Below are 25,649 nucleotides of genomic sequence, written 5' to 3'. Positions count from 1 at the left end.
TCGTTGCGGCAGAAGGGAACTCGTGCAATCGCTTACGACACTGTGCGGCTGGCCGGGTAGCTATTCGATCCTTGCGCTATTCCCTGGGGACTTCGACGTCGTGAGTTCCCGAACGATCACCTGCCGTGCAGGCAGATTTACCGCAGGTATCAGGAGTCGCCGGAGCCAGGGGCGATGAAGAGGCGGATGCTGACGGGGTCCGCGACAGGGATGGCCGGGAAACCCATGCCCATATAACCGCCCAGTTCTTCTACTGCTTCGAGGCGTGTGTCGGCTACTTCCCTGGGCATCTGTACGTGGAGGTGCAAGGACTGGTCGCCCGGGCTGGTTCCGTCCAGATTGCGGAGATTGTCGCCGACGTATTCGAAGCCGATCGGGACCCCTCGCCGTTTCGGGTCGATCAGGTCGATCGCGGCCTCGTCTGCAGCGTTCCAGCGGCTGACCTGTCGGTAGCCGAGGATCGTGCGCCAGAAGTCCACAACCAGGTCCTGGTCGTTGCTGCTGAGGTCCCAGTCGAGCAGGACACCGACCTCGAGTGCCAGCACGGCCGAGGGATCGGCGGTGAGTTCAGTCGCCATGCTGCGGCCGCGATCTGCTGGGCCAGTTCGACATCTCGCTTGGCGACTGCCGGCCGGACCCGCGTAGCTCCCCGGCGTAGGTTACCTGCGGGTGAACTCCTGCTCACAAGTCTTCAGTCCGGTGTGTGAGGTCGCCTAGGCTCGGCAGGGCGCTCGACCTCCCAGATGGAGGTGACGAGGGGAGCGGGCTACCTCGGCTGCCGTCCACGGCAGTGCTCGATTGCACGAAGGATCCGCCGTCATGACTGTTGATGTACCCGTGCTTGGTGAGGTCCGATCTCGCGACGAACTCCCGGATGAATTCTTCGCCCTGTTCCTCGACCCGACCCGCACCTACAGCTGCGCGCTGTGGACCCGCCCGGACGACACCCTGGAACGAGCCCAGTCGGCGAAGATCGACCTCGCGTTGGCCAAGTGCGATCTGCAGGCGGGGATGACCTTGTTGGATGTCGGTTGCGGCTGGGGTTCGACCATGTTGCGCGCCATGGACGCCCACGGGGTGAACGCGATCGGGTTGACCGGCAACCGCCACCAGTACCGGTATGTGCGGGACCGGCTCGTCGACCGGCTGATCCGCGGCCGCCCCTACGGCGGGGTCCGGCGGCAGGATTGGGAGGAATTCGACCGCCGCGTGGACCGCATCGTGTGTATCGGGACGCTGGAACACCTCCACCCGCAGCGCTACGCCGATTTCTTCGATTTCGCCTACCGGATCCTGCCCGATAACGGGGTGCTGTTGGTGCAGACCGTCGTCGCACCGGGCCGCGACCCCTCCGATGCCCACCAGACGCGTTTCGCGAGTACCGATTCCGTGTTCACGCCCGGGACGATCCTGCCCTTCGACCGAGTTCCGCCACCGACCGGCCGCGACCCCAAGGGGGTCACCGAGTACGCGGAAGATGCCGGATTCACCATCACCGGAATCGGGAAACTGGGACCGCACTACACCACCACACTGCAGAACTGGGCCACCGCGCTGCACGAGCACCGCGACCGGGCGATCGAACTCGCCGGGCGGGACACCTACAACGCCTACATCAGCCATATGACCGGGTTCGCCGACTACTTCCGTCACGGCCACCTCGACGTCATGCAGTTCACCTGCCTCAAGAACGGGTTGTGAGGGCGAGTAGCGGCCCGCCGTCTGCGACCAGTCGCGTGCCGGCGCGCACCGGCGCGGCGGGCCACCACCGAGACGGATTCTGCAGATCGCGCCGTGGCAGCGAGAGCCTCCGGATGAGTGTCCTTGCGAATCAACCACTTCAGGGGCGAACGGTCCGCCGGCCTCAACCGGATCTCCTGAAGCCCTTGCCATGCACCACAATCGGAGACAGTCGAATACGCGACTCCACCAGTCTCACGGGCCGAATCGAGCAGTCAGATCGGCCTCTCCTCGAGAGCGGCGGCTCGACTCCCGCTCCACCCGAGCAGTTGGATTCGGGGCGTTGATGTCGCGGGTTCGCCGGCCGCCGCGTATGGCTCAGAAGCAGTACGGGAATTTGCACTGAGACGGATCATTGGGACCGAAGATCGCTGCGATCAGTCCGTTGATCACCGCGTCCGCCGCTCCCGATCCCGTGCTGAGAGCGACATCGTGTGCGCCGACAACGGTCGGGGCCGGCGGTGCGGCCTCGGCGATCGCCGTCGTCGGGGCGGCGATCACGATCCCTGCCGTGAGGGCCAGCATCGTCTTTCGAAGCATTGTGTTCCTTTCGTTCTTCGATCGGTGAATCAAGTAATGCCACGGCACGATCAGGGCAATGACCTGGTCAGGGCTGCGCCGAGGCGGTTGGCTTCGGCGCAGGGTTCGCCCTCGCCGGTCTGGACGCGCACATTGCGAACCGTGAACACGACGCTGCCGAAAGAGGCCGACGTTGCGACATAGCACCCCAGCTTGTTGGTGTCCTGCACCGATCGGTACACGATCACATCTCGGCCGTAGTACGTGGTCCTGCGCACATCCTGGTAGTGCCCGGGCGTGAGCTGATCCTCCACTGTTTCGTCGGTGGCGGTGAGAACCAACTCGAAAGTCTGGTCGGCGGATTGCCACCTGCATGCCTGCCAGGTCGGGGCCGAAGTGGGCATACGAGTCTTGGATGCCGTATTCAAGCCGGCCGCAGTGAGGGCGGTTTCCGATATCGAGCACGCATCCCAGACGACACCGGCCGTGGAAGCCGTAGTAACGGGAGGACTTCCAGGCGCGGCGGTGACAGGCGCGGGCGTGCCGGGTGGTGCTGTGGCCGCGGGCGTCGTGGCATCGTCGTCGACCGGGCCGGGTTGCGGTCGAGCCGATCCGGCTTCGGTGCGAGGCGCGGTGGTGGCAGCGCCGTTGGTCGCCGACATAGACCTGCTCGGAGTCGGCGAGCTGTCCACGGAGGTGGTGGTGCCGCATCCCGCGAGGAGTACGGCTGCACCACAGGCCACGATTGCGAAAAGGGTCCCGCTAGCTCTTCTCGCCATCTCGGAGTCCTTCGCCGCCAAGATCGATCGGCGTCTTGTGGGGGTTGGTCGAACATCCGGCCGCGAACGAGCGCGCGCCGAGAGTTGTTGAATATCCAGCCTGTTCGGACTCATGGCCATTTGGTCGGATGATCCCCTCATTCCGTTAGCAAGACTAGCGGCCCCCAAAATCTGGGGCTCGCCACCAGTATTGCGATCGCGCTCACCAGCGTTCGTGACGCCAAGCCGACGGGACCATCACATCCGGCGGGCGTCAGTCCGCGGGCTCCCAGGCGGCGACGAGGTCGAGCAGGCCGGGGAAGCGGGCTTCGAGGTCGTCGATGCGGACCTGACTGCGGCGTTCGAGGCCGTACTGGCGCTGGCGGGTGATACCGGCTTCGCGCAGCGCCTTGAAGTGGTGTGTCAGCGACGATTTCGGGCGGTCGATGCCGAACCAGCCGCAGGAGTGGTCGTAGGCCTCGGATTCGAGCAGCAGCTTCTGGACGATGTGCAGCCGCAGCGGGTCGCTGAGCGCGCCCATGACGGTCTCGAGTCGCAGTTCGTCGAGTCCGGGTTCCGGCAACGGATCCGGCACGACGGCCGGTTCCGCGGGGAGCGTGAACTTCGGCGCGGGGCGCTGCTTGGCCGGCATCGTTGAACTCCTCACTGTCGGCGCTTGTACGACTTTCATCGTACAGCATGCTATGTTCGACTCCGTTCGTACTAGTTCGATTCGATTCGAACTACGAGTGGAGGTAATGGAAGTGGTTGCGACACAATCTCGTCCGGCACGGACCGCGGAGCCGATCGATCTCGGAATCGCGTCTCGCGTCGCCCCGGCGTGGTGGATCTGGCTCGCGGCGTGGCCGGTGACCGCGGTCTTCGTGCTCTCGAACGCGGCGACGCCGTTGTATGTGCTGTGGCAGCGCGACTTCGGGTTCTCCAAGGGCACGATGACCGTGGTCTTCGCGTTCTACATCGTCGGCTTGCTCGGATCGTTGCTGGTGTCCGGCGTCGCCTCGGACCGGCTCGGCCGCAAGGCCGTGCTGATCCCGGCGCTGATCCTCGCGGCGGCCGCGTGTCTGATCTTCGCCACCGCGCCGAGTGTGATCGCGCTGATGATCGCTCGCCTGCTGACCGGTATCGCGGTGGGCGCTGCGGTGTCGGCGGGCATGGCCGCCGTGACCGATGTCGCCGGACCGGAGCGCAAGCATCTGGGCGCGCTCTTCGCCTCGACGGCGATGGTGCTGGGCGCGGGCGTCGGCCCGCTGCTGTCCGGCGTCCTGTCCGAGACCGTCCCGGCCCCGACCGTCACCGTCTTCCTGGTCGAGATCGCGCTGCTGGCAACCGCTTTCGTGACGGTGCTGCGGATGCCCGTCGGCCGTCCGGCGCACCGGGGTGCGGGTTCATGGATCCGGGTGCCCCGCGTGCCCCACGTGAACCGACGCCAGCTGTTCCTCGGCATCGCGGTGTTCGCGCCCGGAATCACGGCCACCTCCTTCGTGCTGTCTCTGGGCCCGGCCCTGCTGTCCGGCCTGCTCGGCACGACGAGCCGAATCGTCGCCGGCGCCATGGCCTTCGCGATGTTCTTCACCGCCACCGCCGTCCAGTTCGCCGCCCGGTCCCTGCCGCGCCCGGCGACGATGGCGATCTCCGCCGCCGCGACCGCTCTGGCCATGCTCACCCTCGTGATCGCCGTCCACACCCAGTCGCCGACCTCCCTGATCTGTTCGTCGCTGCTCGCCGGGGCAGGCCAGGGCTTGGGCCAGTTGGGTGGGCTCTCCCTGCTCAACCACGCCGTCCCGGCCGCTCGATTGGCAGAAGCCAATGCGGCGTTCAATATCGGCGGCTACATCCCCGCCGGTCTACTGCCCGTCAGCGCCGGGTACCTGAGCGACGTCGTCGGCCTCTCGACCGGCGCGACGACCTTCGCACTGACCCTGCTGGCACTGTCGGTGCTGGCCGCCGGCGCAATCCTGCGCAATCGCCCCGCCCTCACTCCCGCCTGATCCGCCGGCATGCCTTGGCGCAGCACCCTTCCGGTGGCTGCGCCAAGGCATGTTCGCCGTTCACGCGGACGTGGGGATGGCTTGGGCTATGAGGAGGTTCACGGCGCGGTGGACCCGAGTGGTGTCGCCGGTGACCCACCAGTCCTGGATCAGGCCGCGCATTCCCGAGATGAGCAGGGTGGCGGAGGCCTCGGGGTCGGGGATGGTGGGGTCGATTCGGCTGAGGGACTGGGTCATTGCGGTAATGAGCACCAGGATGGCGTCGGTCGCGTAGGCCTTGAACGGGCTGTTGGGAACAGTGGCCGCTCCGAGAACCTGGAGCAGTACCGGAAGGCTGTTCGCGAACTGACCCGCGGTGTTGATCGCGAAGGACGCCGAGAGTCGCTCGCGGAGGACCTCCGCGGAGTCGATGCCCGAGAACAGCGCGGCGATATCGGGGCGCTGGGTTTCCAAGGCGGCGACCAGCATTGCCTCTTTCGTCCCGAAGTAGTGGATCAGCATGCGGGAGCTGGTGCCCAGGTATTCCGCCAGCGGGCGCAGGGAGAGTTCGGCGAGGCCGAACTCGGCGATGTAGGCGATGACGCCTTCGAGGAGCTGAGCGCGGCGGGCATGGTCGAGTGGACGGGGCACGGGTTGACTGTAGCGGGTGGTACAGGTATCCATGTCAGCATGAGTGTAACGACTGGTACAGAAACTTGCCGGGACGTCGTGGTGACGGCAATGGCGGCAACCACCTGCCTGGGGGCCGATCTCGACGCCACCTGGTCGCGACTGCTGGCGGGGGACAGCGGGATCGGCACGCTCACAGACGATTTCGTCACCGACAACGACCTGCCGGTGCGCATCGGCGGGCGACTGGTCGCGCAGCCGGGGGAGCAGTTGACCCGGATCGAGCGCGGCGGATGTCGTTCGTGCAGCAGCTGGCACTGGTACTGAGCCGGCAGGTCTGGCAGGAGGCGGGGACACCCGCGGTCGAGGCGGAACGGCTGGCGGTCGCCGTGGGCACCGGGCTCGGCGGGGGCGAGGCACTGGTCAATGCCGTGGACCTGATGAAGGCCGGGGGCTACCGGAAGGTGCCGCCCATGACGGTGCCCATGGTCATGCCCAACGGTTCGGCGGCCACCGTAGGACTGGAGATCGGCGCGAAAGGCGGTGTGTACGCGCCGGTTTCGGCGTGCGCCTCGGGCGCGGAGGCCATCGCGCACGGCTGGCGGCTGATCGCCACCGGTGAGGCCGACGTGGTGGTGGCGGGCGGCGTCGAGGGGCACATCGACGCGGTGCCGATTGCCAGTTTCGCCATGATGCGGGCCATGAGCACCCGCAATGACGAACCCGAGCGTGCCTCACGGCCTTTCGACAGGGACCGGGACGGGTTCGTGTTCGGCGAGGCCGGCGCGCTGCTGGTGCTGGAGTCGGAGGCGCATGCGCGGGCGCGGGGTGCGCGGATGCTCGGCCGGGTCCTCGGCGCGGGCATCACCTCCGACGGCTACCACATCACCGGCACCGCGCCCGACGGTGACGGCGCCGCCCGCGCCATGTGCAAGGCCCTCGCCACGGCCGGTCTGAGCGGCGCGGACATCGACCACGTCAATGCCCACGCCACCGGCACTCAGATCGGCGATGCCTCCGAGGCGAAGGCGATCATGACGGTCGCGCCACATGCCTCGGTGTACGCACCCAAATCGGCCCTCGGCCACTCCATCGGCGCGGTCGGCGCCCTCGAGGCCATGCTCACCCTGCGCACACTCGACGAGCAGATCGCCCCGCCCACACTGAATTTCGAGACCCCGGACCCGGATACCGAGCTGGATGTGGTGGCCGACAAGCCGCGCCATCAGGAGCTCCGGTACGCGCTGAGCAACTCCTTCGGGTTCGGCGGCCACAACGTCACCCTCGCGCTGGGACGCGCCTGATCGATAGCCCTTGGGCCGCAGCCGGTTTCGACCGCTCAGGGCAACTTGTCCGTCTGGACACGCGGGTCCAGCTTGCGCAGCGTATCGGGGCGGTCGGTCAGGCACGGCCAATCCCGGCTCACCGCTTCGAGAGTCGCATGCCCGGCCGGAATGAGTGCGTCGGCGTCGGGGCGGTCGGCGAGGGTGTCGCCCAGATGATCACTGGCCGGGCGGTCGAGGGGCTGGATGACGGTGTTCGGCAGATCCAGCAGCACCGAGAGGATGTCCAGGCGGCCGGGCGGAATCAGCGCGCGGGCCGCGGCGAGAGCGGTGGCCGGGACGATGATGGTGTGGCCCGCGTCCGCGGTCGCCCATACCACCGATTGCACGTATGCCACGCGATGCGCCCAGGCGGTCAGCGCTGCGGTGTCGAACACGACGCCGCCCAGCGTCGGGGCGGCGGGGGTCATGCCGCGCCGGCGTGATCGCCGGGATCCTCCTTATCCGATAAGGGCGGCAACCCCTGAACGGCACGGGCGCGATTGATCAGATCCAGCGGCGGGCGGCCGCCGAGCGCGTTCTCCAGGCGGGCCAGCGATTCGGCCCGATCGACCCGGGCCTTCACGGATTCGGCGACGAACGCGGAAATCGAGGCGATGCGGCCGGTGCTGCGCCAATCGTCGAGGGTCGCAGCGATCTCCTCCGGCATCGTCACGGTGATCTTGCGGGTACGACGCGGTCTCGCCATACCGCGATGGTATCCCACGCATTCCGGGAAACTCCTGGCGACCGGGCAGAATTCACACGCTGGCCAGCAAGTTCGGTGAAATCGGTACTGCCCGGTTTTGCCCCGGATCACACCGGTTTGCCCGCGATTTCGACCCGAAACTCGGAGCCGGTCCTGGCGCGCACTGCCCGCGACTGCCCGGGCTTATCGGAGTCGGAGCGCCCGGTTCAGACCGCCGCGGTGAGCGGGCGCCATGTATCAGCCCAGCGCTCCTGGGCCGTCTCGGACGCAGTCCACCCACTGCCGACCTGGTCACCAGCCGGCGTGTCGCGCTACCGACACGCGGGCAGATTTTCGGGTACAGCAATCCATCAGCAACCAACCGTACCGGGCTGCAACGACGAGAGGACCCAACTCGTGAGCGCCCAGCACACGCGCGAATGCCAATGGTGCGGTGACCGGTTCGAGGTCGAGTCTTCGAACTTGCCGGTCCTGTACTGCAAGCTCACCCACAGGAAGGCCGCCAAGAAGGCACGTCATCGGATCCGTCAGGACGCGGGTACAGGAATGTCCCGAGCCGGAACGGCGTGCTGAACCACTCCGCGCCTGCGCCGTCATCGATGCTGCGTTCCGCAACGCGCTGGTACGACGAAAACCGGTCCGGATTCCCCCATTCCTGGACCGGCTTTCGTCGTTTCCGGCGGTAGCAACGCGAGATGGCCGAAAAAGGCTCGGCCCCAGCCCGTTTGGCGTATGCGCTTCCAAGCCGATAGGTCGACCGTGCGGATATGGACATCCGTTGATGTGTCTCTCCAATTAGATGGTCGCCGCCGGTACGCCCCGCCATCGAATGTACGGCGGCCGACCATGAGAGCCACTTCTCCGCTGCTACACCCCCGGCTACAGCATTTCGGCGTACATGTGGCCGTCGAGGATTCCGAACTCGATCCGGCAGGGGAACGCCGACGGGTGCCCGGCCGCAACAGCGCGCAGGTTCCCGCCGATGACGGTGGTCGCCCAGTGTCGCAGCTGCTCGGGTAGCTGGTACCGCGCGCCGTTGGTTGCCCGAAGGTAGAGGGTGTCAGCGCCGGCGGGGTCGTGGATGCCGACGGCGGCGACGTCGAGGATCATCCCTATCTGCTGCGGCGTGGCGATCATGGGCGGCTCGAGTGGTGTCATGCCAGGAAGATAATGCTGGCAGCGGGCACTGCGGGCCTCTCTGATCAACACGGCCTGATACGTCCGGGTAGTCGGAGTTCGATCGGATAAGGATCCCATCCGAATGGCATTTTCACGGTAAGACCGGGAATCGACACGGCCCCAAATGGTTTGGCCCCCCGCAGTCCGAGCGGTTACAGTCGAGTCACTTCCGGTGCGGAAGTCCGGGGTTCCTTCACTTGCATTGAAGCAGCGCCTCGGACGCTTATCCGTGGTGTTGCCATCTTGACTGCGGCGGTCGACCTGCTCATCAGCATGCCGTTGCAACGGTTTTCGGCGTGGAAGCCGCTGGCCGAGGTCGGCGACAAGGTGTAAGACCTATACATCAAGCTGCGCGGCGGCGACACCTACGGAGTGACCAACCTGGAGAACTCGATCGACTCGATCGAGGCGCAGGCGCAAGGCTCGGGCGACGCGATCATCGAGCCCGCCAATACCGACCCCCACTCTGTACCGAACTAACTGTCGGAACCGTTCCCGTCCGACATCCGGGCGGTAATTCGAAAGGAGACACCCGAATGCGCGACGCCGACAGCCATCCCATCTTCTCTCGATGCCTCGCCTGCACCAACCGCATCCACTGGGTGGAATGCCCGACCGGCGGGTGGTGGAAGCACGACAAGCATCCCGGCGACGACCACGACGCGGTCTCGCCGCTGCGCGTGCTGGAAGAGAGGGACGACAGCGGCAACTGCGTGGTCGTGGGAACCACCATTTGACCGCGGCCCTGCAATGGGCACCGCCTGGGTCATCTGCGAGCGATGTCGAGATCAGCAGCGACGCAGCCGAACTCATCGAAGCGATCAACAAAAACGGGCGCATCTGTCTGACTGTCGAGCATTGAGCACTCGCCTGAGTTCGACAACCGCTACTGACATCCCGTGCCGAATCGAGAGGCCCACGGCGGCATGCGGCCGCCCCGGCCGATTCTTCGTTCGCCCGTGTTCGGTAGCCGCGCAAACGCTCGGTAGGACCGACTGCATGATCGTTCCCGATGGCACCTACCAGCTGCCGTTCACGTTGCAGCTGCCTACCGCCGAACCGAATGGGTACCGCATTCAGTTCACCGGCGACGCGACTTTCACTGGCAGCCTGTTCGTCGAGCCCAGCAACTGACAGCACGGGCCTACGGCAACCGACCCCTGATGAACCGGGATGATGGCGTTGTTCTGGGATACCGCGACGGTAGAGCGGTATGGCGCGCGGTCGCGTGCTGACGTCGCCGTGAGACGCACTACCCGTTCGCGGGGCATCCCGCACGAAAACCGGCCATTCGGATTGCGCTGATCCGAAACCTGCCGGTCAGGCGCGGATCCGAGTTCGATACGGTGGAGTGTGCCCACGGCCGTGGGCGTCGCCGCAATCCCCCAGTCAAGAGGACAGAACTAGATGGATCAGAGTTCGATCGTGTGGGCCGACGGTGCGCTCGTCACCATCGACCAGCGGGCGCTGCCGCACGAGGTGCGGGAGCTTCGGATCACGACGGTCGACGAGGTCATCGATGCGATCAAGACTCTGGCCGTGCGTGGCGCGCCCGCAATCGGCGTGTGCGGCGCGTTCGGTGTGGTGATCGCGGCCCGTGCCGCCGGCACCGACGGCGTGGTCGATGCCGGGCGGGTCGAGGCCGAGGCCGCGCGGATCGCGGACGCCCGGCCGACCGCGGTGAATCTGGCCTGGGGCGTGCAGCGCACGCTGGCCAAGCTTCCCGAGGGACTGCAGGCCATGCTCGACGAAGCCCTCGACATGCTGGCCGAGGATGGGCGGGTGAATCTGGCCGCCGCCACCGCGGCCGCCGATCTGATCCAGCGGCTGTGCGCGGACCGCCCGCTGCGGCTGCTCACCCACTGCAACACCGGCCGCCTGGCCACCACCGCGTGGGGGACCGCCATCGGCGCGCTGCGGGTGCTGCATCAGCGGGGCGCGCTCGCCGAGGTGATCGTGGACGAGACCCGCCCGCTGCTGCAGGGCGCGCGCCTGACCGCGTGGGAGATGGCCGAAGCCGGGATCCCGCACCGGCTCACCATCGATTCCGCCGCCGCGTGGGCCTTGGCCACCGAGCAGGTGGACGCCGTGGTCGTGGGCGCGGACCGGATCACCGCCGACGGGGCGGTCGCCAACAAGATCGGCACCTACATGCTGGCCATCGCGGCGCAGCACCACGGCATTCCGTTCATCGTGGTCGCGCCCGAATCGACGCGGGACATCTCCACCGCGAAGGGCTCCGACATCGTGGTGGAGCAGCGCGCCGCAGCCGAGGTGACCGGATTCGGCGGCGTCGCAACGGCTCCCGAGGGCACCAAGACGTTCAACCCGGCCTTCGACGTCACCCCGGCCGAGTTGGTGACCGCGGTGGTCACCGAGTTCGGGGTGCTCGAGGACCCGGCGGCCGCGCGGACTGCCGCCTCGGCGGCCACCACCCCGAAGTCTGCGGCGGGCGCGGAGATCGCGGAGATCGCGCGCGGCCTGTACGCCAGCGGCTGGATGCCGGGCACGGCCGGCAATATCTCGGTGCGCCAGGGCGATACGGCCCTCGTCACCGCCAGCGGGTTGTCGAAGGGCGAGCTCACCGCCTCCGACATGGTGACCGTCGCCGTGGTCGACTCCAAGCCCGTCGACGCTTCCGGCCGCAAGCCCTCGGCGGAGACCACCATCCACACCGCCGTCTACCGCACCCGCGGCGCCGACGCGGTGGTCCACGTGCACCCGCCGCACGCCACGGCCGTCTCGATCACCACAGCCGGATCAGGCGTCACCACAGCGCGTTTCGCGGGCTACGAGCTCATCAAGGGCCTCGGTTCGGCCCGCCCGGATGTCATCGACATCCCCGTGTTCCCGAACCATGCCGATGTCCCGCAGATCGGCGCGGATATCGAGAAGTACCTGACCGAGCATCCGGAGGCCCCGCCGGTGCTGTTCATCGCCGGGCACGGCATCACCGCCTGGGGTTCGAGCCTGGCGCAGGCGCGCGATCGCGCGGAGTGCCTCGAGGCCATGTGCCAGCTGACCACCTTGACCGGACACCGCGAGATCCCGGTGGGCGACCATGTATGAACTGGATACAGCGTTCCGAGAAAGGAACCTCCTATGACCCTGTTGCAGATCATGTCCGACAAGGACGCCGGTGATGTGGTGCTGCGCACCGACGATGACGCGGTGATCGCCGCCGAGCTGGCCAAGCGCGGCATCACCTTCGAGCGCTGGCCGCTGCTGGAGGGTTTCAGCGCCGCCACCACCACCGAGCAGCTGCTGGCCGAATACCAGGGCCGCATCGACGAATTGAATGCCGACGGCCGCTACAAGTTCATCGACGTGGCGCGCATCCACCCCGACGACAGCGATCCGGAGTGGCCCGCCAAGGCGGTCGCCGCGCGCACCAAGTTCCTGGACGAGCATCGCCACGCCGAGGACGAGGTCCGCTTCTTCGCGGCCGGCGCGGGCTGCTTCTATCTGCACCTGGGCGACGAGGTGCTGGCCACCGTGTGCACCGCCGGCGACCTGGTCTCGGTGCCGGCGGGCACCCTGCACTGGTTCGACATGGGCACCCGGCCGGAGTTCGTGGCGGTGCGCTTCTTCGAGGAAGAGGACGGCTGGATCGGCGATTTCACCGGCGACAAGATCTCGTCCGGCTTCCCGACCCTCGACGAACTGCTGGCCCCGGCATGATCAAGGCGGTCGTGCTCGATATCGAGGGAACCACCAGCCCGACCAGTTCGGTGCGGGAGGACCTCTACGGCTACACCCGCGACCGGCTCCCGGCCTGGCTGGCCGAGAACACCGGCGGCGCAGCGGATCCCATCCTCGAGGCCACCCGCGCCCAGGCGAACCGCCCCGGCGCCGACGCCGCCGAGGTGGCCCGGATCCTCATCGGGTGGCTCGATACCGACGTGAAGTCCGAGCCGCTCAAGGCTGCCCAGGGCATCATCTGCGCCGAGGGCTTCCGCAACGGGTCCCTGCACGGCGAGTTCTTCCCCGACGTGCCGCCGGTGCTGCGCGCCTGGCGCGACACCGGTCTGGAGCTCTACATCTACTCCTCGGGTTCGGTGCGCAATCAGAAGGATTGGTTCGCGTTCGCCCGGGGCGGCGATCTGTCCCCGCTGATCAGCGGCCACTTCGACCTGTCCACCGCGGGCCCGAAGCGCGAAGCCTCCTCCTACGAGAAGATCGCGAGCGCCATCGGCGTCCCCGCCGACCAGATCCTGTTCCTGTCCGACCACCCCGACGAGGTCGACGCCGCCGTGGCGGCCGGCTGGCAGGCCATCGGCGTCACCCGCCCGGGCGAGCCGAACAGTCCGCGCGGCTCGCACCGCTGGATCGGCGACTTCGCCGACGTCGTGCCCAACTGACCTGCCGCACAAGCGAAGACGAGGCGAGCCCGTCCGGATTTCTCCGGGCGGGCTCGCCTCGCGTTCGGGACGGCTGTCAGCGCACGCCGGCAGTGGCAGCCCGGTCGATGAGGTACTCGACCAGCGTCATCAGCACGTTCTTGCACGAGCCGCGGTCGCGGGCGTCGCACAGCAGCACCGGGATTCGCTCGTCCAGGTCGAGCGCGTCGCGAACCTCGGCCGGGGTGTACAGGGGCGCGCCCTCGAAACAGTTGACGGCCACCGTGAAAGCGACGCCGCGGCGTTCGAAGAAGTCGATCGCCGCGAACGAGCCCTCCAGGCGGCGGGTGTCGGCCAGCACGACCGCGCCCAGCGCCCCGCGGGCCAGTTCGTCCCACAGGAACCAGAAGCGGTCCTGGCCGGGCGTGCCGAACAGGTAGAGCACCAGGTTCTGGTCGATGGTGATACGACCGAAGTCCAGCGCCACCGTGGTGGTGGTCTTGCCCTCGACGCCGCGCAGATCGTCGACGCCGGCGGACAATTCGGTAATGAGTTCCTCGGTGCGGAGCGGAGTGATCTCACTGATCGCCCCCACCATTGTTGTCTTGCCCACGCCGAAGCCGCCCGCGATGAGGATCTTCACCGAGGCGGCCATGGGCTGGGCGGTATCAGAGTTTTCGAATGCCATCGAGTACCGCTCGCAGAATGTTGAGGTCACCGGGCGCGGCCTCGGGGGAGGCCGGGGCCCGGAAGTTGAGGATGTTGTCTGAAATCAGGTCCCCCACCAGGATTTTGGTCACCGCCAGCGGCAGCCGCAGGGCGGCCGACACCTCGGCCACCGACAGCGGCAGCCGGCACAACCGGACGATTTCCGCGTACTCCGGTTCGACACGACGCAGCGGAGGGGCGGCATTGGGCACCACCACCACCGTGAGCATGTCCAGATCGTGCCCCGCACCCATGGTTCGGCCACCGGTCCGTGCGTAGGGACGCACGAGCGGACCGGCCGCGTCATCGAACCACTGTTCCCCCGGCCCCGGCCTCATGACAGTCGGGGGTTGCCTTGTCCGGCCAGATTGTGGCGCGGGGTGGTGGACAGGTAGTTGCCTACGCGCTGCACGGTCAGGTTCATCTCGTAGGCGACCATGCCGAGGTTGGCCTGTTCGGTGGCCTGCAGCGCGAGGCAGGCATGGCTGCCGGCGGCGGTCACGAACAGCACCGCGCGCTCGAGTTCGATGACCGCCTGGCGGACGCCGCCGCCGTCGAATCTGCCTCCGGCGCTGCGCGCCAGGCCGTAGAGGGTGGAGGACATGGCACCGAAGTGCTCCGCGTCCTCGCGGCTCATGGCGGAGGAGCGGCCCAGCAGCAGCCCGTCGGTGGAGTGCACCACCGCGTGACGGACGCCTGCGAGCCGGTCGACCAGATCATCGAGTAGCCAGTTGAGATCACCAGCGTTTGAGGTGGTCACCGTCGCCTTCCTGTCGTTCCGACTGTGTGCCTTCGAAGAAGGCCTGGGACTCAGGCCCGAACGAACCGGGGTCGGCCTGCCGGCCCTGCCTGGTTCCGTTTTCGATGGCGGAGAAAAGGTCTCGGGCCTGCTCGGCCGTGCGGGTGGCCTGGACCGCCGACTCGGGGGCCGACTGCTCCTGCGCCAATTCCGGTGCGAGACTTGCCTGCCGGCGCCTACGCGGGAGCGCGGGCCGGGCGTCGGAGCCAGTGTAATGGGAGCGCCCGAATTCGCGAGACCGGAAACCGTTTTCCACCGGCGGGACGGGTTCGGCCGGCGGATTCGGGTTCGGCCGCGGGTTGGTCGGCGGGTCGAACGGCGTTGCGGCCCCGAAGGACATGACCGGCGGCACCAGCGAGCCGGTGGACGGCCCGAACGGCTCCCGCTGGGGCGCGGCCGGAGCCACCGGCGCACTGGGCGCGGCGGGCGGTTCCGGTGCGGCCGGGGGTGCGTAGGCCTCGTAGCCGACGATGGGCAGCTCGTAGCTCGAGATCGTCGACGGGGGAACCGCCGGCGCCGCGGGGAGCTGCGGCAGCGCTGCTACCGCGCGGGACGCCGCGGACGGCTCGACGGCATCCAGCTGCCGCGGCACGACAGGGATCTCGCCGGTGCGGCCGGACGGCTGCACGACCACGCTGTTGGGCACCAGCACGATGGCCCGGACGCCGCCGTAGTCGGATTCGGTGAGCCGCACCGAGATCCCGTTGCGGGCCGCCAGCTGGGCGACCACGAAGCGGCCGAGGCGGAAGTCGTCGGGCAGCATGGCGACACCGAAATCGGGTGCGTCGCGCAGGATCTCGTTGATCCGCGCCAGCTCCTCCTCGGGCATGCCCATGCCCTGGTCGATCACCTCGATGGCGACGCCCTTGCCGACCACGTTGCCGCGCACCTCGACCTGCGACTGCGGCGGCGAGAAGTGGGCGGCATTGTCGACGAGTTCGGCGAGCAGGTGCACGAGGTCGGCGACCGCGCTGCCCGCGACGGACACGTCGGGCAGCCGCGCGATCTTGACGCGGGTGTAGTCGAGCGTCTCGCCGACGGCCGAGCGCACGATCTCGAGCAGCTGCACGGGATTACGCCACTGCCGGCCGGGCTGACCGCCCGCGAGAATGATGAGGTTCTCGGCGTTGCGGCGTTCGCGGGTGGCCAGATGGTCGAGGCGGAAGTAGATGTCGAGCAGCGCCGGATCCTCCTGCGACGACTCCGCGGCGTCGAGGATCTCCAGCTGGCGGTGCACGATGACCTGGCTGCGGTGGGCGATATTGAGGAACATCGCCTTGACGCCCTCACGGGTGCGGGCCTCGGTGACGGCGGCGGTCACGGCGGCGGAGTGGGCGTGGGTGAACGCCTTTGCCACCTGGCCGATCTCGTCGTGGCCGAAGTCCAGCACCGCGGCCTCGGCGGCGATATCGACCGGCTGGCCCGTGCGCAGCTTGGTCATGATCTCGGGCAGCCGCTCGTCGGCCAGCACCAGCGTCTCGTTGCGCAGGCCCTTGAGGCGGCGGATGATCCGGTTCGCGAGCACCAGCGACACCAGGAAGGCGAGCCCGGACACCGCCAGCATGCCGCCGCCGGCGAGCGCGGAGTTGCGGGCATTGCTGTCGGCCACCTCGGCGGCCATCTTCTCGTTGTGGCGGCTCATCTTCTCCCACAGGTGCAGGATCTGGGTGTTGAGCCGGGCAACGGTGTCGCGCCACTCCTGCGCGGTGAAGGTCAGCGGTGCGACCTGCGGAGCGGCACCGGGTTTCGCGGGCGGCACGGTCATGGGATCGAGTGCCCGCGAGAGCAGCACGTTCTCCATCATGACGATCTTCGTCCAGTCCGGATCGTTCATCAGGGCCTGCATGTCGACGTCACCGTTGGTGCCGTCGCCGCCGGCCAGCACGCCGAGGTTCACCCGGTAGGTGCCTGCCACGCGGGAGAATTCGATGGCCAGCTCGGGCGGCAGGGTGCCGCCGGCGAGCAGGACCTCGCCGACCGCGGCCTCGCGGGAGAGCATCTCGGCGGCCTGCACGACCTGCAGGCCGTTGGCGACCTCCAGGGCCACTTCGGAACTGGGCGCGGTGTCGGCGACGACGCGGGTGCCGATCCAGACGAACTCGAGCAGCTTGCCGTAGAAGTAGTAGACATCGGAGACCGACACCGCATTGGTGTCGATCTGGGTGCGCAGACCTGCCAGCTGGCGGGTCAGGGTGAGCAGCCCGCCGACGTCCCCGGTGACCGATTTCGGGCCGAGCTTCTCCATTTCGGCGCTGACCGGGGCCATGCCCTGCAACGCGGTGTCGAGACGGGTGCGCGCCTGCGCCAACGACTTCGGACTCGCGTCGTCGCCGCCACCCATCTGGGCGAGGGAGAGCTGGCGCTCCTGCTCCACCGCGGCGATCACTTCTCCGGTCGGCGGTCCCGCGGCGGACAACGCGTCCGCCCAATCCCGCGCGTGCTTGCCCTCGACCACCAGGTACCCCGCGCCACCCACGCCGATCACGAGCAGCGCCAGGCTCGGGACGAGTGCGATGGCGAGCACGCGGGTCCGGACCCCGAGCCTCGCTCTGAACATCGGGCAAAGGTAACGGGGCGTAAGTCACATATGCCCCATCGATCCCGTTGAGCGGGACTGAGATTGACTTTCTCGTTCATGTATGCGTGTGCATCGCACATAATGCCACCGGTCAGCTACCGGTTGGCAATCGGAAGCTGGGGCAGGACAGCACAATTCGCGACTCTCAGGCACGCTGGCGCGGTGCGGCGGAGAGGAAGGATCCGACCCGCTGCACGGTCAGGTTCATCTCGTAGGCGACCATGCCGAGGTTCGCGTCGGCCGCGGCCTGCAGTGCCAGGCAGGCATTGGCACCCGCCGCGGTGACGAACAGGACGGCGCGGTCGAGTTCGATCACGGCCTGCCGCACCCCGCCCGCGTCGAATCGGTGCCCGGCACTGCGGGACAGCCCGAACAGGGTCGAGGACATGGCACAGAAGTGCTCCGCGTCCTCCCGGCTCATCCGGGCAGACCGGCCGAGCAGCAAGCCGTCGGTGGAATGCACCACCGCATGCCGCACGCCCGCGAGTTTGTCGACGAGATCGTCGAGGAGCCAGTCGAGATCACCAGCGGGGGAGGTGTTCACCATCGCCTTCCTGTCGGGTGGCGGGCGGCGCGCCGGGATCGGTCTGCCGCCCCTGTCGGGTGCCGTTCTCGATGGCCGAGAACAGCTCTCGCGCCTGCTCGGCGCTGCGTTCGCCCGGCGCCGGGGCCGGGGCGGGGGAGTGCTCGGGGGCCGGGTGCTCGGCCAGCTCCGGCGCGAGATGCTCCTGGCGGCGGCGCCGCGGCAGCTCGGGCCGGAAATCGGCGGTGACCTGCGTATCCGGTGCGGGGAAGTCCGGTTCGGGCGGGCCCGGATGCCACGCATCGAATGATGCTGCCGCCGCTCGGAACTCCGGCGACGCGGTCGCCGCCTGCTCGAGTTCGGCGCGGCGCTGCGGGGGCATGGCCGCCGTCCGCGGTTCCGCCGCGCCGAGCTCGCCCTCGATCAACCCGGATGGGATGAGGACGATGGCGCGCGTGCCGCCGTAATCGGAATCGGACAGGCGCACCGAGATGCCGTGCCTCGCGGCCAGCCGCGACACCACGAACAGGCCCAGGCGGGAATCCGAGGACAGGCTGGTGACGGCGAAATCCGGTGGCCCGGCCAGCAGCTCGTTGAGCCGGGCCAGGTCGGACTCGGGAATGCCCATGCCCTGATCGCTGATCTCGACCGCGACCCCGCGGCCCACCGAGGCGCCGGAGATCTCGACGCGGGACTGCGGCGGGGAGAAGGAGGCGGCGTTGTCGATCAGCTCGGCCAGCAGGTGGATGAGGTCGGCGACGGACCGGCCGGCAATGAAAGCCGCAGGCAGGCGGCCGGTCTGGACCCGGGTGTAGTCGGCGGTCTCGCCGACCGCGGACCGCACCAGTTCCAGCAGCGGGACCGGATTGCGCCACTGGCGGCCGGGACGTCCGCCCGCGAGAATGATCAGGTTCTCGGCATTGCGGCGTTCCCGGGTGGCCAGGTGGTCGAGCCGGAAGTAGATGTCCAGCAGCTCCGGATCCTCCTGCTGGGATTCGGCCTCGTCGAGGATCTCCAGCTGCCGGTGCACCACCACCTGGCTGCGGTGCGCGATATTGAGGAAGACCGACTTCACGCCCTCACGGGTACGCGCCTCGGTGACCGCGGCGGCGACGGCCGTCCCGTGGGCGTGGCCGAAAGCCTCGGCGACCTGGCCGATTTCATCGTGGCCGAAGTCGAGGACGGGGGTTTCGGTGTCGATATCGAGGTGCTCACCGGCGGCCAGCCGACTCATCGTCTCGGGGAGCTGCTCGTCGGCCAGGGCGAAGGTGCGGTCGCGCAGACGCCGGAGCCGGCGGATGATCCGATTGGCCAGCGCCAGCGCGACCAGGATCGCGCCCACCCCGACCACGACCATGCCCGCCCCGGCCGCCAGCGATTTCCTGGTGGTGTCGTCCGCGGCGGCCCCGGCCAGCTGCTGGGCCTCGGCGTTCTCCGCCTGCCAGAGGTTCGCCAGGCCGTGCGTGACCTCCCCGGCGCTGTGCTGCCATTCCGCGACCGAGATCGGGAGCGGTTGCAGCGCCGAGCGTTTGGCCGAGCCGTCCGACGGCACCAGGGTGTGCTGGGCCAGGACCGGCTCCACCACGCCCAGCTGCTGCCAGGCGGCGGTCGAGACCAGCGCCCGGGCCGCGGCCGCCTGCTTCTCGTCGGGTGCGCTGACGATGCCGTCGACCCGGGTGCGGTAATAGCCGACCAGGCTGAGGTATTCGGCGCCCAGCTCGGGGGAGAGGTTGTTGCCGTCCACGAGGGCCGCGCCCAGCGCGTTCGCGCGGCTCATGGCCTCCAGACAGTGCAGTACGTCCGCGGCCAGGGTGAGCTCGACAGCGGTGGCGGCATCGGGCGCGGTCTTCTGCGCGACCTGCACGCCCGCCATGACGGCCTCGGGAATGTGGTTGTAGAAGGCATAGGCGTCGGCCAGCCCGAGGGTGCCCGCATCGACGCCGGCGCGAATTCCGGCCAGCTGCTTGCTCATTTCGCCGAGCGCGTCGGTGGCCTGGCCCATGGACGCGGGCCCGATCCGCGACAGCGCCGACTGGGCCGGGGCGATCAGTCGCACGGCACTGTCGAGCCGCTGGCGTGCCTTCGTCAGCTGGCGCACATCGGAATCCATTCCGGCCACCCGCCACAGGGTCAGCTGCCGTTCGGCCTGCACGGCCTCGATCAGCTCGCGGGTGGGCGCGATGCCCGCCTGCATCTCGTCGGCCCAGGTGCGGGCCTGGTGTGAGCGGTCGATCAGGGTGCCGGCGACGCCGAGGCCGATGGCTGCCAACGCCACGCTCGGTACCAGCGCGATGGCCAGGATCCGGGTGCGGACCCCGAGCGTCGGAAAGCGCATCGCTGCAACGTAACTGCGCGGTGATGCGCTCGGCGGGTCGAGTCCTTTTGTGCGGGACGGGATTTGACACTGGCGAGACGAGTCCCATAAGCAGTTAGGTCCTCAATCTCCCGGGGATTTCTTTAGAATTCGTTTACCTTCGAGCCAGCTGTGAGCTTCCCGTGAGACCAGAGTGGGCAAACTTTCAGCACTAGCTTCGTCCGCACCCGGGACAGCGGGCCGCGCCCGGTGATCCGGGCGCGCGGACGGAGGAGACGAAGTGCAGCACAGGAAACGCGTATGGCCGGTCGCCATCGCGGTCGCCACGGCCACGGTGTCGGCGGCGACACTCATCGCCGGATGCGGATCGGACAGCAAGGCCGACAACGAAGTCCACAACATCATCTATCTGCTCGGCGACGGCATGGGACGCACCCACGTCACCGCCGCCCGGGAACGTTTCGCGGGCGCGAACGGCCGGCTGAACCTCGAACAGCTGCCCTACGTCGGCGCGGTCGCGACCTATGCGGTGGAACCCGGCAGCGCCAAGCCGTCCCTGGTGACCGACTCGGCGTCCGCGGCGACCGCCTGGTCCTCGGGCGTGAAGACCTACAACGCCGCCATCGGCGTGGACGCCTACGGCAAGTCGGTGCCGACCCTCATGGAGCAGGCCAAGGCCGCCGGATTCGCGACCGGCAATGTCAGCACCGCCGAGATCACCGACGCCACACCGGCGGCCATGGTCGGCCACAGCCTGCTGCGTGGCTGCCAGGGACCCGCATTCAGCGAATCATCCTGTCTGCCGAAGAAATCCGATGGCAGTTACGAGGCTCAGCCCGCGGACAAGACGCTGGTCACCCCCATTGCCGAGCAGATCGCTCGCAACAACACCGCGGATGTCATCCTCGGCGGCGGCCTGGCACGCTTCGAGCCCGACGACCAGAAGGCCATGCAGGACAACGGGTATGAGGTACTGGGCAGCATGGGCGACCCGGCCCTGAAGGTGCAGACGCCCGAGAGTCAGCGGGTGGCCACCGCCGCCGACCTGAAGACGGTGACCGGGCAGAAGGTGATCGGCCTGTTCAACCGTGGGAACATGACCGCCACCAATGCGCGGGCCGCACTGCCGGATTCGGCCCCGCAGAAGCAGGAGCCGACGCTGGCCGAGATGACCACCAAGGCCATCGACCTGCTCGCGAAGCGCAAGGACGGCAAGGGCTTCCTGCTGCAGGTGGAGGGCGCGCTCATCGACAAGCGCTCACACGCCAACGACGCCGCCCAGACCCTCGACGAGGTCAAGGCGTTCGACGACGCGGTGGCCGCGGCCCTGGACTTCGCGAAGCGGGACGGGCACACCATGGTGATCGTGACCGCCGACCACGAGTGCGCCGGGTTCAACATCATCGAGAAGAACACCTTCACCAATGCCGAAGCGGTTGCGCCGCCGACGAATGTCGACACCGGCAACCCGGCCAACAACAGCGTCCCGGCGCGCGACGGCAAGGACAACGTGAAGGACCCGGCACGCTCGACCGGGTTGGTCAACGGTGCGGGACACCAGGATCCGCGCAATTTCGCCCCCGCCACCTTCCGCACGCCGGACGACCCGGCCGAGGTGAAGGACGGCTCTCCCGAGGCGAGTCTGTGGCTGACCTACCTGTCCGGCAACCACACCGGCGCGGACGTGCAGATCTACGCCTACGGCCCCGGCGCGCAGGTGTTCGCGGCGAATCAGGACAACACCTCGCTGTACACCAAGATGCACCAGGCGCTCCTGCCGTGAGACGGCGACCGGGTCTCCTGATGATGGGTCTGCTGATGGCGGCCACGAGCGCGGCTTGTTCGACCGCTCTGCACGCCGCCGACCCGGCACCCGCACCCACCCCGATGGCGGCACCGAAGCCCGCTTCAGCGCCCGTCTCGGCGGTGACGGTCTCGCCCGGTGAGGTGCGGCTGAGCCCGGGTCCCTTCACCGATCGGGTCCAGCTGAATGGGATTCGGCTCGAAGGTGCTTCGGTGCGCGGCACTCTCGCCATCACCTCCGATATCAGTGATGTGCTGGCGCTGGAGGTGCACGCGGCCTTCTACGACGCGACCGGTCACGTGGTGGGTGCGGGGACCTTCCAGCACGCCGACGCGGAACCCGGCGGTGGCGCGCACGCACCGAACCCGGATGGCATCCCGTTCGCGATCACCGCGTCCCCGGCCGATGCGCCGATTTCCGCAGCGGTGCTGTCGATTCCGGTACTGGTCAACGAATAGCCTGTTCCCGCAGCGCTTTTCATGATCCCGCGCACGCACCCCTCGTGCGTGCGCGGGATCGGGCCCGGTAGCCGGTGCTGCCTCACCGGCGATGGATCCCTGCCCGGGTACTGCTGGCTGTTTCTTCGTTCCGCGTTCATGATCGGTTACAGATTTCGCAGGTAGCAGCCAAAAACGGAGTAATCACGACATTTCGGCCCAGTTGACCATCCGGCCGGAACCCGATCCGAGAATCTCGCAGTCCCGGCCGGGCGCGGGCGTGGCGGAGTAGATTGTGTGTATCCGCAAGTTACTCGCAAGTAGGAGGCAATGATGCCGGTGCCGGCTGCCGCGGTGTTCGAACGGTTGCGCTCGTTCGCGGCCGTGGATACCACCCAGGACCATGCGACCCGAGCGATCACCGAGGTGTTCACCGGCGAGACCCTGGGCTCGGTGCCGGTCGGGACCGCCGCCGATGTCACGGCCGCGATCGCCAAAGCGCGTATCGCGCAGGCCGAATGGGCCGCGCGCGCGCCCAAGCAGCGCGCCGAGGTGCTGGATCGGTACCGGGCGCTCGTGGTCGAGAACCGCGACTACCTGATGGACATCATCCAGGCCGAGACCGGCAAGGCGCGGTGGGCGGCTCAGGAGGAGGTCATCGGGCTGATGTTCGCGGCCCGTTACTTCTCCCGGGTGGCTCCGCAGCTGCTCGCCCCGCACGGTGCGGCCGGCGCGTTCCCGGTGCTGAACCGGGCCTCGGTACGCGCGGTGCCCAAGGGCGTGGTCGGGGTGATCGCGCCCTGGAACTACCCGATGCTGCTCTCGGTGGGCGACTCGATTCCGGCGCTGCTGGCCGGCAATGCCGTGGTGGTCAAGCCCGACAGCCAGACCCCGTACTCCTCGCTGGTCAACGCCGAGCTGTTCGCGCGCGCCGGGCTGCCGCGCGATCTGTTCGCGGTGGTGCCCGGGCCCGGCACGGTGGTCGGCACGGCCATCGTCGAGGACTGCGACTACCTGATGTTCACCGGTTCCTCCGCCACCGGCCGCACCCTGGCCGAGCAGTGCGGGCGCCGACTCATCGGCTTCTCGGCCGAGCTGGGCGGCAAGAACCCGATGATCGTCACCCGCGGCGCCGATCTGAACAAGGCCGCCAAGGCCGCGGTCCGCGCCTGCTTCTCCAATGCGGGCCAGCTGTGCATCTCCATCGAGCGGCTCTATGTCGAGCGTGAGGTCGCCGACCAGTTCACCGCGAAGTTCGTCGCGGCTGTGCGGGCGGCGAAACTCGGTGCCACGTACGACTTCTCGCAGGATATCGGCAGCCTCATCTCCGAGGCCCAGCTGGAGACGGTCACCAAGCATGTGGCCGACGCGGTGTCCAAGGGGGCGAAGGTGCTCGCGGGCGGCAATGCCCGCCCGGACCTGGGCCCGCTGTTCTTCGAGCCGACCGTCCTGTCCGACGTCACCGACGCGATGGAGTGCGGCCGCAACGAGACCTTCGGCCCGCTGGTGTCGATCTACCCGGTCGACTCGGTGCAGGAGGCCATCACCCGCGCCAATGACACCGAGTACGGCCTGAATGCCAGCGTGTGGGCGGGCAGCAAGGCCGAGGGCGAGCAGATCGCGGAGCAATTGCACGCGGGCACGGTGAACGTCGACGAGGGTTACGCCCCGGCCTGGGGCACCACCGGCGCGCCGATGGGCGGCATGGGCATCTCCGGCGTCGGCCGCCGCCACGGCCCCGACGGCCTGCTGAAGTTCACCGAACCCCAGTCCATCGTGGTCACGCGGTTCCTGAACCTGGACGCACCGCCCTTCATCCCGCAGAACAGGTGGCAGCCGTTCCTCATGTCCATCGCCCGCGGCATCCGATTCCTGCCGGGTCGCTGATCCTCCGGCTGGACCACCCGTCCGGCCTGCGTACACTGTACCCGTCGGAAGGGTGGTCGAATGCCGGAGAATCCGCTTGCCGCGCCGGGCGCGTGGGACCAGGTCGCTGAGAGTTACGACGACGTCGTATCGGACATGATGCGGCCGTTCGCGATTCGCGCATTGGAATCGGCCGAACTGAGCGGCCGGTCCCGGGTCATCGATGTGGCCACCGGGCCCGGCGTGCTGGCGCTGCTTGCCGCGCCGCGGGTCGCGGAGGTGGTCGCGGTCGACTTCTCCGAGGCCATGATCCGTCGGCTACGGCGCGCCATCATGCAGGCCGGGATCGGCAATGTGCTCACCGGCGTCGGCGACGGTCAGGATTTGCGCTACGCCAGTAACACTTTCGACGCCGCGTTCTCGATGTTCGGGCTCATGTTCTTCCCCGACCGGGCCAGCGGATTCGCCGAGCTGCACCGGGTGCTGCGGCCGGGCGGCATCGCGGTGGTGTCGAGCTGGGCCCCGATCACGGACTCGCCGCTGATGACATTGCTGTTCGAGGCGTTCCAGGCCGGGATTCCGGGATTCCCCGCGCCCCAGCCGAATCCGGAGAGCCTCGAGAATCCGAACCTGTTCGAGAAGGAGCTGCTCGCGGCCGGTTTCACCGAGGTGGTGCTGCGGCCGCACGCGGAATCGTTCAGCTACGACAGCGCCGAGCAGATGTGGGACCGGCTGACCCGGGGCAGCGCACCACTGCAGGCGACCCGCCGGCGCACCGACAAGGCCACCTGGGCAGCCCAGGAAAAGGTCATGATCGACTATCTGCGCGAGCACTACGTGCCGGGCACCCCGCTGTCGACGACCGCGTGGCTGGGCACCGGTCGCGTTCCGCGATAAGGACTTCCGGGTTCGGAGCTGTCCGGAGGCTCCCGAGGTTTACGATGGCGCGGCCGACCCGGAGAAACCGGCCGCGCCACCTTCCTTCATCCGGCCAGCTCGTTGCCGCGCAGCGGAGCGGGAGCCGCTTCCAACGCCGCTGTCTCGGCATCGGTGAACAGGCGTGACCGGATGACGAATCGGACTCCCTCGGGGGCCTCGAGGGAGAAGCCACCGCCGCGGCCGGGGACCACGTCGACGGTCAGATGGGTGTGGCGCCAGTACTCGTACTGGTCGGCGCTGATCCAGAACGCCGTATCCGGGAAGACGCGGCCGAGCAGCACATCGGCCGCGCCCACCCGGAACTCGCCCAGGGGGTAACACATCGGGGAGCTGCCGTCGCAGCAGCCGCCCGACTGGTGGAACATCACCGGACCATGGTGATCGATGAGGTCCTGCAGCACGTGTGCGGCGGCCTCGGTGATGGTCACCCGGGATACGGAACCTGCTTTCATCACGCTCCTCGCAGACCGTCCGGCCCGTCCGACTCCGAATTACC

At 68.3% G+C, this 25,649-nt stretch carries 26 protein-coding genes and 1 pseudogene; 12 read left to right on the top strand and 15 right to left on the bottom strand.

Translation table 11 applies throughout. The features are described 5' to 3' along the window. Positions 1 to 149: 149 nt before the first annotated feature. Positions 150 to 578, bottom strand: coding sequence for a VOC family protein (locus ABZV44_RS06510; RefSeq protein ID WP_354832713.1), 429 nt, complete (start codon positions 576 to 578; stop codon positions 150 to 152). A gap of 241 nt (positions 579 to 819) precedes the next feature. Between ABZV44_RS06510 and ABZV44_RS06505 the strand changes: the two genes are divergently transcribed. Beyond that, entirely contained in the window at positions 820 to 1,701 is an 882-nt protein-coding gene (locus ABZV44_RS06505; RefSeq protein WP_354832711.1) for a class I SAM-dependent methyltransferase, read from the top strand. Positions 1,702 to 2,058: 357 nt separating this feature from the next. Here the strand turns inward: ABZV44_RS06505 and ABZV44_RS06500 are convergent, their stop codons facing one another. The 3 genes from ABZV44_RS06500 to ABZV44_RS06490 all read right to left on the bottom strand — a co-directional run bounded on the left by ABZV44_RS06500 (position 2,059) and on the right by ABZV44_RS06490 (position 3,669). Further along, complete coding sequence (locus ABZV44_RS06500) at positions 2,059 to 2,280, bottom strand: hypothetical protein (protein WP_354832709.1); 222 nt, start codon at positions 2,278 to 2,280, stop codon at positions 2,059 to 2,061. A gap of 50 nt (positions 2,281 to 2,330) precedes the next feature. Then, the gene (locus tag ABZV44_RS06495; protein WP_354832707.1) at positions 2,331 to 2,921 is read right to left on the bottom strand and encodes a DUF3558 family protein; all 591 of its coding nucleotides are present in this window, start codon (positions 2,919 to 2,921) and stop codon (positions 2,331 to 2,333) included. 370 nt (positions 2,922 to 3,291) lie between these two features. Beyond that, a complete protein-coding gene (locus ABZV44_RS06490; protein WP_354832705.1) occupies positions 3,292 to 3,669 on the bottom strand; it encodes an ArsR family transcriptional regulator in 378 nt (125 codons plus the stop codon). Between the two features lie 112 nt (positions 3,670 to 3,781). On the opposite strand from ABZV44_RS06490, the gene ABZV44_RS06485 reads away from it, so the two are divergent. Then, complete coding sequence (locus ABZV44_RS06485) at positions 3,782 to 5,026, top strand: MFS transporter (RefSeq protein WP_354832703.1); 1,245 nt, start codon at positions 3,782 to 3,784, stop codon at positions 5,024 to 5,026. Between the two features lie 60 nt (positions 5,027 to 5,086). Here the strand turns inward: ABZV44_RS06485 and ABZV44_RS06480 are convergent, their stop codons facing one another. After that, positions 5,087 to 5,656, bottom strand: coding sequence for a TetR/AcrR family transcriptional regulator (locus tag ABZV44_RS06480; RefSeq protein WP_354832701.1), 570 nt, complete (start codon positions 5,654 to 5,656; stop codon positions 5,087 to 5,089). A 39-nt stretch (positions 5,657 to 5,695) separates the two neighbouring features. On the opposite strand from ABZV44_RS06480, the pseudogene ABZV44_RS06475 reads away from it, so the two are divergent. After that, positions 5,696 to 6,939: pseudogene (locus tag ABZV44_RS06475) on the top strand (KasA/KasB family beta-ketoacyl-ACP synthase). Between the two features lie 35 nt (positions 6,940 to 6,974). Here ABZV44_RS06475 and ABZV44_RS06470 read toward each other — a convergent pair. The 3 genes from ABZV44_RS06470 to ABZV44_RS06460 form a co-directional block, all read right to left on the bottom strand. Beyond that, the gene (locus ABZV44_RS06470) at positions 6,975 to 7,388 is read right to left on the bottom strand and encodes a hypothetical protein (protein ID WP_033091132.1); all 414 of its coding nucleotides are present in this window, start codon (positions 7,386 to 7,388) and stop codon (positions 6,975 to 6,977) included. After that, a complete protein-coding gene (locus ABZV44_RS06465) occupies positions 7,385 to 7,666 on the bottom strand; it encodes a hypothetical protein (protein ID WP_354832698.1) in 282 nt (93 codons plus the stop codon). Before ABZV44_RS06465 ends, ABZV44_RS06470 begins: the two co-directional genes overlap by 4 nt. A gap of 879 nt (positions 7,667 to 8,545) precedes the next feature. After that, positions 8,546 to 8,824: a hypothetical protein gene (locus ABZV44_RS06460; protein WP_354832696.1), complete on the bottom strand. Its 279-nt coding sequence runs from the start codon at positions 8,822 to 8,824 to the stop codon at positions 8,546 to 8,548. A gap of 557 nt (positions 8,825 to 9,381) precedes the next feature. On the opposite strand from ABZV44_RS06460, the gene ABZV44_RS06455 reads away from it, so the two are divergent. From ABZV44_RS06455 to mtnC, 5 genes are all read left to right on the top strand, one after another. Then, entirely contained in the window at positions 9,382 to 9,582 is a 201-nt protein-coding gene (locus ABZV44_RS06455) for a hypothetical protein (protein ID WP_354832694.1), read from the top strand. 262 nt (positions 9,583 to 9,844) lie between these two features. Further along, positions 9,845 to 9,979, top strand: coding sequence for a hypothetical protein (locus ABZV44_RS06450; RefSeq protein ID WP_354832692.1), 135 nt, complete (start codon positions 9,845 to 9,847; stop codon positions 9,977 to 9,979). 273 nt (positions 9,980 to 10,252) lie between these two features. Continuing rightward, positions 10,253 to 11,914 (top strand): S-methyl-5-thioribose-1-phosphate isomerase, encoded by a 1,662-nt coding sequence (mtnA, locus tag ABZV44_RS06445; RefSeq protein ID WP_354832690.1) that lies wholly within the window; start codon positions 10,253 to 10,255, stop codon positions 11,912 to 11,914. A gap of 33 nt (positions 11,915 to 11,947) precedes the next feature. Next, positions 11,948 to 12,526, top strand: coding sequence for a cupin (locus tag ABZV44_RS06440; RefSeq protein ID WP_354832688.1), 579 nt, complete (start codon positions 11,948 to 11,950; stop codon positions 12,524 to 12,526). Then, positions 12,523 to 13,206: an acireductone synthase gene (gene mtnC / locus ABZV44_RS06435; protein WP_354832686.1), complete on the top strand. Its 684-nt coding sequence runs from the start codon at positions 12,523 to 12,525 to the stop codon at positions 13,204 to 13,206. Before ABZV44_RS06440 ends, mtnC begins: the two co-directional genes overlap by 4 nt. Positions 13,207 to 13,282: 76 nt before the next feature. On the opposite strand, the gene ABZV44_RS06430 is transcribed toward mtnC, so the two are convergent. The 6 genes from ABZV44_RS06430 to ABZV44_RS06405 form a co-directional block, all read right to left on the bottom strand. Next, a complete protein-coding gene (locus ABZV44_RS06430; protein WP_354832684.1) occupies positions 13,283 to 13,873 on the bottom strand; it encodes an ATP/GTP-binding protein in 591 nt (196 codons plus the stop codon). Continuing rightward, positions 13,854 to 14,231, bottom strand: coding sequence for a DUF742 domain-containing protein (locus ABZV44_RS06425; protein WP_354832682.1), 378 nt, complete (start codon positions 14,229 to 14,231; stop codon positions 13,854 to 13,856). Before ABZV44_RS06425 ends, ABZV44_RS06430 begins: the two co-directional genes overlap by 20 nt. Next, a complete protein-coding gene (locus ABZV44_RS06420; RefSeq protein ID WP_040857697.1) occupies positions 14,228 to 14,653 on the bottom strand; it encodes a roadblock/LC7 domain-containing protein in 426 nt (141 codons plus the stop codon). The genes ABZV44_RS06425 and ABZV44_RS06420 overlap by 4 nt, the downstream gene beginning before the upstream one ends. Then, complete coding sequence (locus ABZV44_RS06415; protein ID WP_354832680.1) at positions 14,631 to 17,249, bottom strand: nitrate- and nitrite sensing domain-containing protein; 2,619 nt, start codon at positions 17,247 to 17,249, stop codon at positions 14,631 to 14,633. Before ABZV44_RS06415 ends, ABZV44_RS06420 begins: the two co-directional genes overlap by 23 nt. Before the next feature lie 166 nt (positions 17,250 to 17,415). Next, entirely contained in the window at positions 17,416 to 17,814 is a 399-nt protein-coding gene (locus ABZV44_RS06410) for a roadblock/LC7 domain-containing protein (protein ID WP_354832678.1), read from the bottom strand. Continuing rightward, entirely contained in the window at positions 17,792 to 20,128 is a 2,337-nt protein-coding gene (locus ABZV44_RS06405) for a nitrate- and nitrite sensing domain-containing protein (RefSeq protein ID WP_354832676.1), read from the bottom strand. The genes ABZV44_RS06410 and ABZV44_RS06405 overlap by 23 nt, the downstream gene beginning before the upstream one ends. A gap of 259 nt (positions 20,129 to 20,387) precedes the next feature. Here ABZV44_RS06405 and ABZV44_RS06400 point away from each other — a divergent pair, with 259 nt between their 5' ends. The 4 genes from ABZV44_RS06400 to ABZV44_RS06385 all read left to right on the top strand — a co-directional run bounded on the left by ABZV44_RS06400 (position 20,388) and on the right by ABZV44_RS06385 (position 25,111). After that, positions 20,388 to 21,890, top strand: a complete 1,503-nt coding sequence (locus ABZV44_RS06400; protein WP_354832674.1) for an alkaline phosphatase — start codon at positions 20,388 to 20,390, stop codon at positions 21,888 to 21,890. After that, positions 21,887 to 22,369 (top strand): hypothetical protein, encoded by a 483-nt coding sequence (locus tag ABZV44_RS06395; protein ID WP_354832672.1) that lies wholly within the window; start codon positions 21,887 to 21,889, stop codon positions 22,367 to 22,369. Before ABZV44_RS06400 ends, ABZV44_RS06395 begins: the two co-directional genes overlap by 4 nt. Positions 22,370 to 22,681: 312 nt before the next feature. Then, complete coding sequence (locus ABZV44_RS06390; protein ID WP_354832670.1) at positions 22,682 to 24,235, top strand: succinic semialdehyde dehydrogenase; 1,554 nt, start codon at positions 22,682 to 22,684, stop codon at positions 24,233 to 24,235. A gap of 60 nt (positions 24,236 to 24,295) precedes the next feature. Then, a complete protein-coding gene (locus ABZV44_RS06385; RefSeq protein WP_354832668.1) occupies positions 24,296 to 25,111 on the top strand; it encodes a methyltransferase domain-containing protein in 816 nt (271 codons plus the stop codon). 86 nt (positions 25,112 to 25,197) lie between these two features. Here the strand turns inward: ABZV44_RS06385 and ABZV44_RS06380 are convergent, their stop codons facing one another. Continuing rightward, a complete protein-coding gene (locus ABZV44_RS06380) occupies positions 25,198 to 25,605 on the bottom strand; it encodes a DUF779 domain-containing protein (RefSeq protein WP_354832666.1) in 408 nt (135 codons plus the stop codon). Positions 25,606 to 25,649: the final 44 nt, after the last annotated feature.

The sequence above is a fragment of the Nocardia sp. NPDC004860 genome (assembly GCF_040609015.1).
Taxonomy (GTDB): domain Bacteria; phylum Actinomycetota; class Actinomycetes; order Mycobacteriales; family Mycobacteriaceae; genus Nocardia.
The sequence above is the reverse complement of the archived record's forward strand: the minus strand, read 5'-3'. Positions and strand labels throughout refer to the sequence as shown.

Bases quoted from the DNA above. Each gene is read 5' to 3' on its own strand.
- mtnA (WP_354832690.1), top strand. From the start codon at position 10,253: ATGGATCAGAGTTCGATCGTGTGGGCCGACGGTGCGCTCGTCACCATC.
- ABZV44_RS06490 (WP_354832705.1), bottom strand. From the start codon at position 3,669: ATGCCGGCCAAGCAGCGCCCCGCGCCGAAGTTCACGCTCCCCGCGGAA.
- ABZV44_RS06495 (WP_354832707.1), bottom strand. From the start codon at position 2,921: ATGTCGGCGACCAACGGCGCTGCCACCACCGCGCCTCGCACCGAAGCC.
- ABZV44_RS06415 (WP_354832680.1), bottom strand. From the start codon at position 17,249: ATGTTCAGAGCGAGGCTCGGGGTCCGGACCCGCGTGCTCGCCATCGCA.
- ABZV44_RS06425 (WP_354832682.1), bottom strand. From the start codon at position 14,231: ATGAGGCCGGGGCCGGGGGAACAGTGGTTCGATGACGCGGCCGGTCCG.
- ABZV44_RS06390 (WP_354832670.1), top strand. From the start codon at position 22,682: ATGCCGGTGCCGGCTGCCGCGGTGTTCGAACGGTTGCGCTCGTTCGCG.
- ABZV44_RS06470 (WP_033091132.1), bottom strand. From the start codon at position 7,388: ATGACCCCCGCCGCCCCGACGCTGGGCGGCGTCGTGTTCGACACCGCA.
- ABZV44_RS06465 (WP_354832698.1), bottom strand. From the start codon at position 7,666: ATGGCGAGACCGCGTCGTACCCGCAAGATCACCGTGACGATGCCGGAG.
- ABZV44_RS06510 (WP_354832713.1), bottom strand. From the start codon at position 578: ATGGCGACTGAACTCACCGCCGATCCCTCGGCCGTGCTGGCACTCGAG.
- ABZV44_RS06440 (WP_354832688.1), top strand. From the start codon at position 11,948: ATGACCCTGTTGCAGATCATGTCCGACAAGGACGCCGGTGATGTGGTG.
- ABZV44_RS06385 (WP_354832668.1), top strand. From the start codon at position 24,296: ATGCCGGAGAATCCGCTTGCCGCGCCGGGCGCGTGGGACCAGGTCGCT.
- ABZV44_RS06450 (WP_354832692.1), top strand. From the start codon at position 9,845: ATGATCGTTCCCGATGGCACCTACCAGCTGCCGTTCACGTTGCAGCTG.
- ABZV44_RS06500 (WP_354832709.1), bottom strand. From the start codon at position 2,280: ATGCTTCGAAAGACGATGCTGGCCCTCACGGCAGGGATCGTGATCGCC.
- ABZV44_RS06460 (WP_354832696.1), bottom strand. From the start codon at position 8,824: ATGACACCACTCGAGCCGCCCATGATCGCCACGCCGCAGCAGATAGGG.
- ABZV44_RS06455 (WP_354832694.1), top strand. From the start codon at position 9,382: ATGCGCGACGCCGACAGCCATCCCATCTTCTCTCGATGCCTCGCCTGC.
- ABZV44_RS06430 (WP_354832684.1), bottom strand. From the start codon at position 13,873: ATGGCATTCGAAAACTCTGATACCGCCCAGCCCATGGCCGCCTCGGTG.
- ABZV44_RS06405 (WP_354832676.1), bottom strand. From the start codon at position 20,128: ATGCGCTTTCCGACGCTCGGGGTCCGCACCCGGATCCTGGCCATCGCG.
- ABZV44_RS06505 (WP_354832711.1), top strand. From the start codon at position 820: ATGACTGTTGATGTACCCGTGCTTGGTGAGGTCCGATCTCGCGACGAA.
- ABZV44_RS06380 (WP_354832666.1), bottom strand. From the start codon at position 25,605: ATGAAAGCAGGTTCCGTATCCCGGGTGACCATCACCGAGGCCGCCGCA.
- mtnC (WP_354832686.1), top strand. From the start codon at position 12,523: ATGATCAAGGCGGTCGTGCTCGATATCGAGGGAACCACCAGCCCGACC.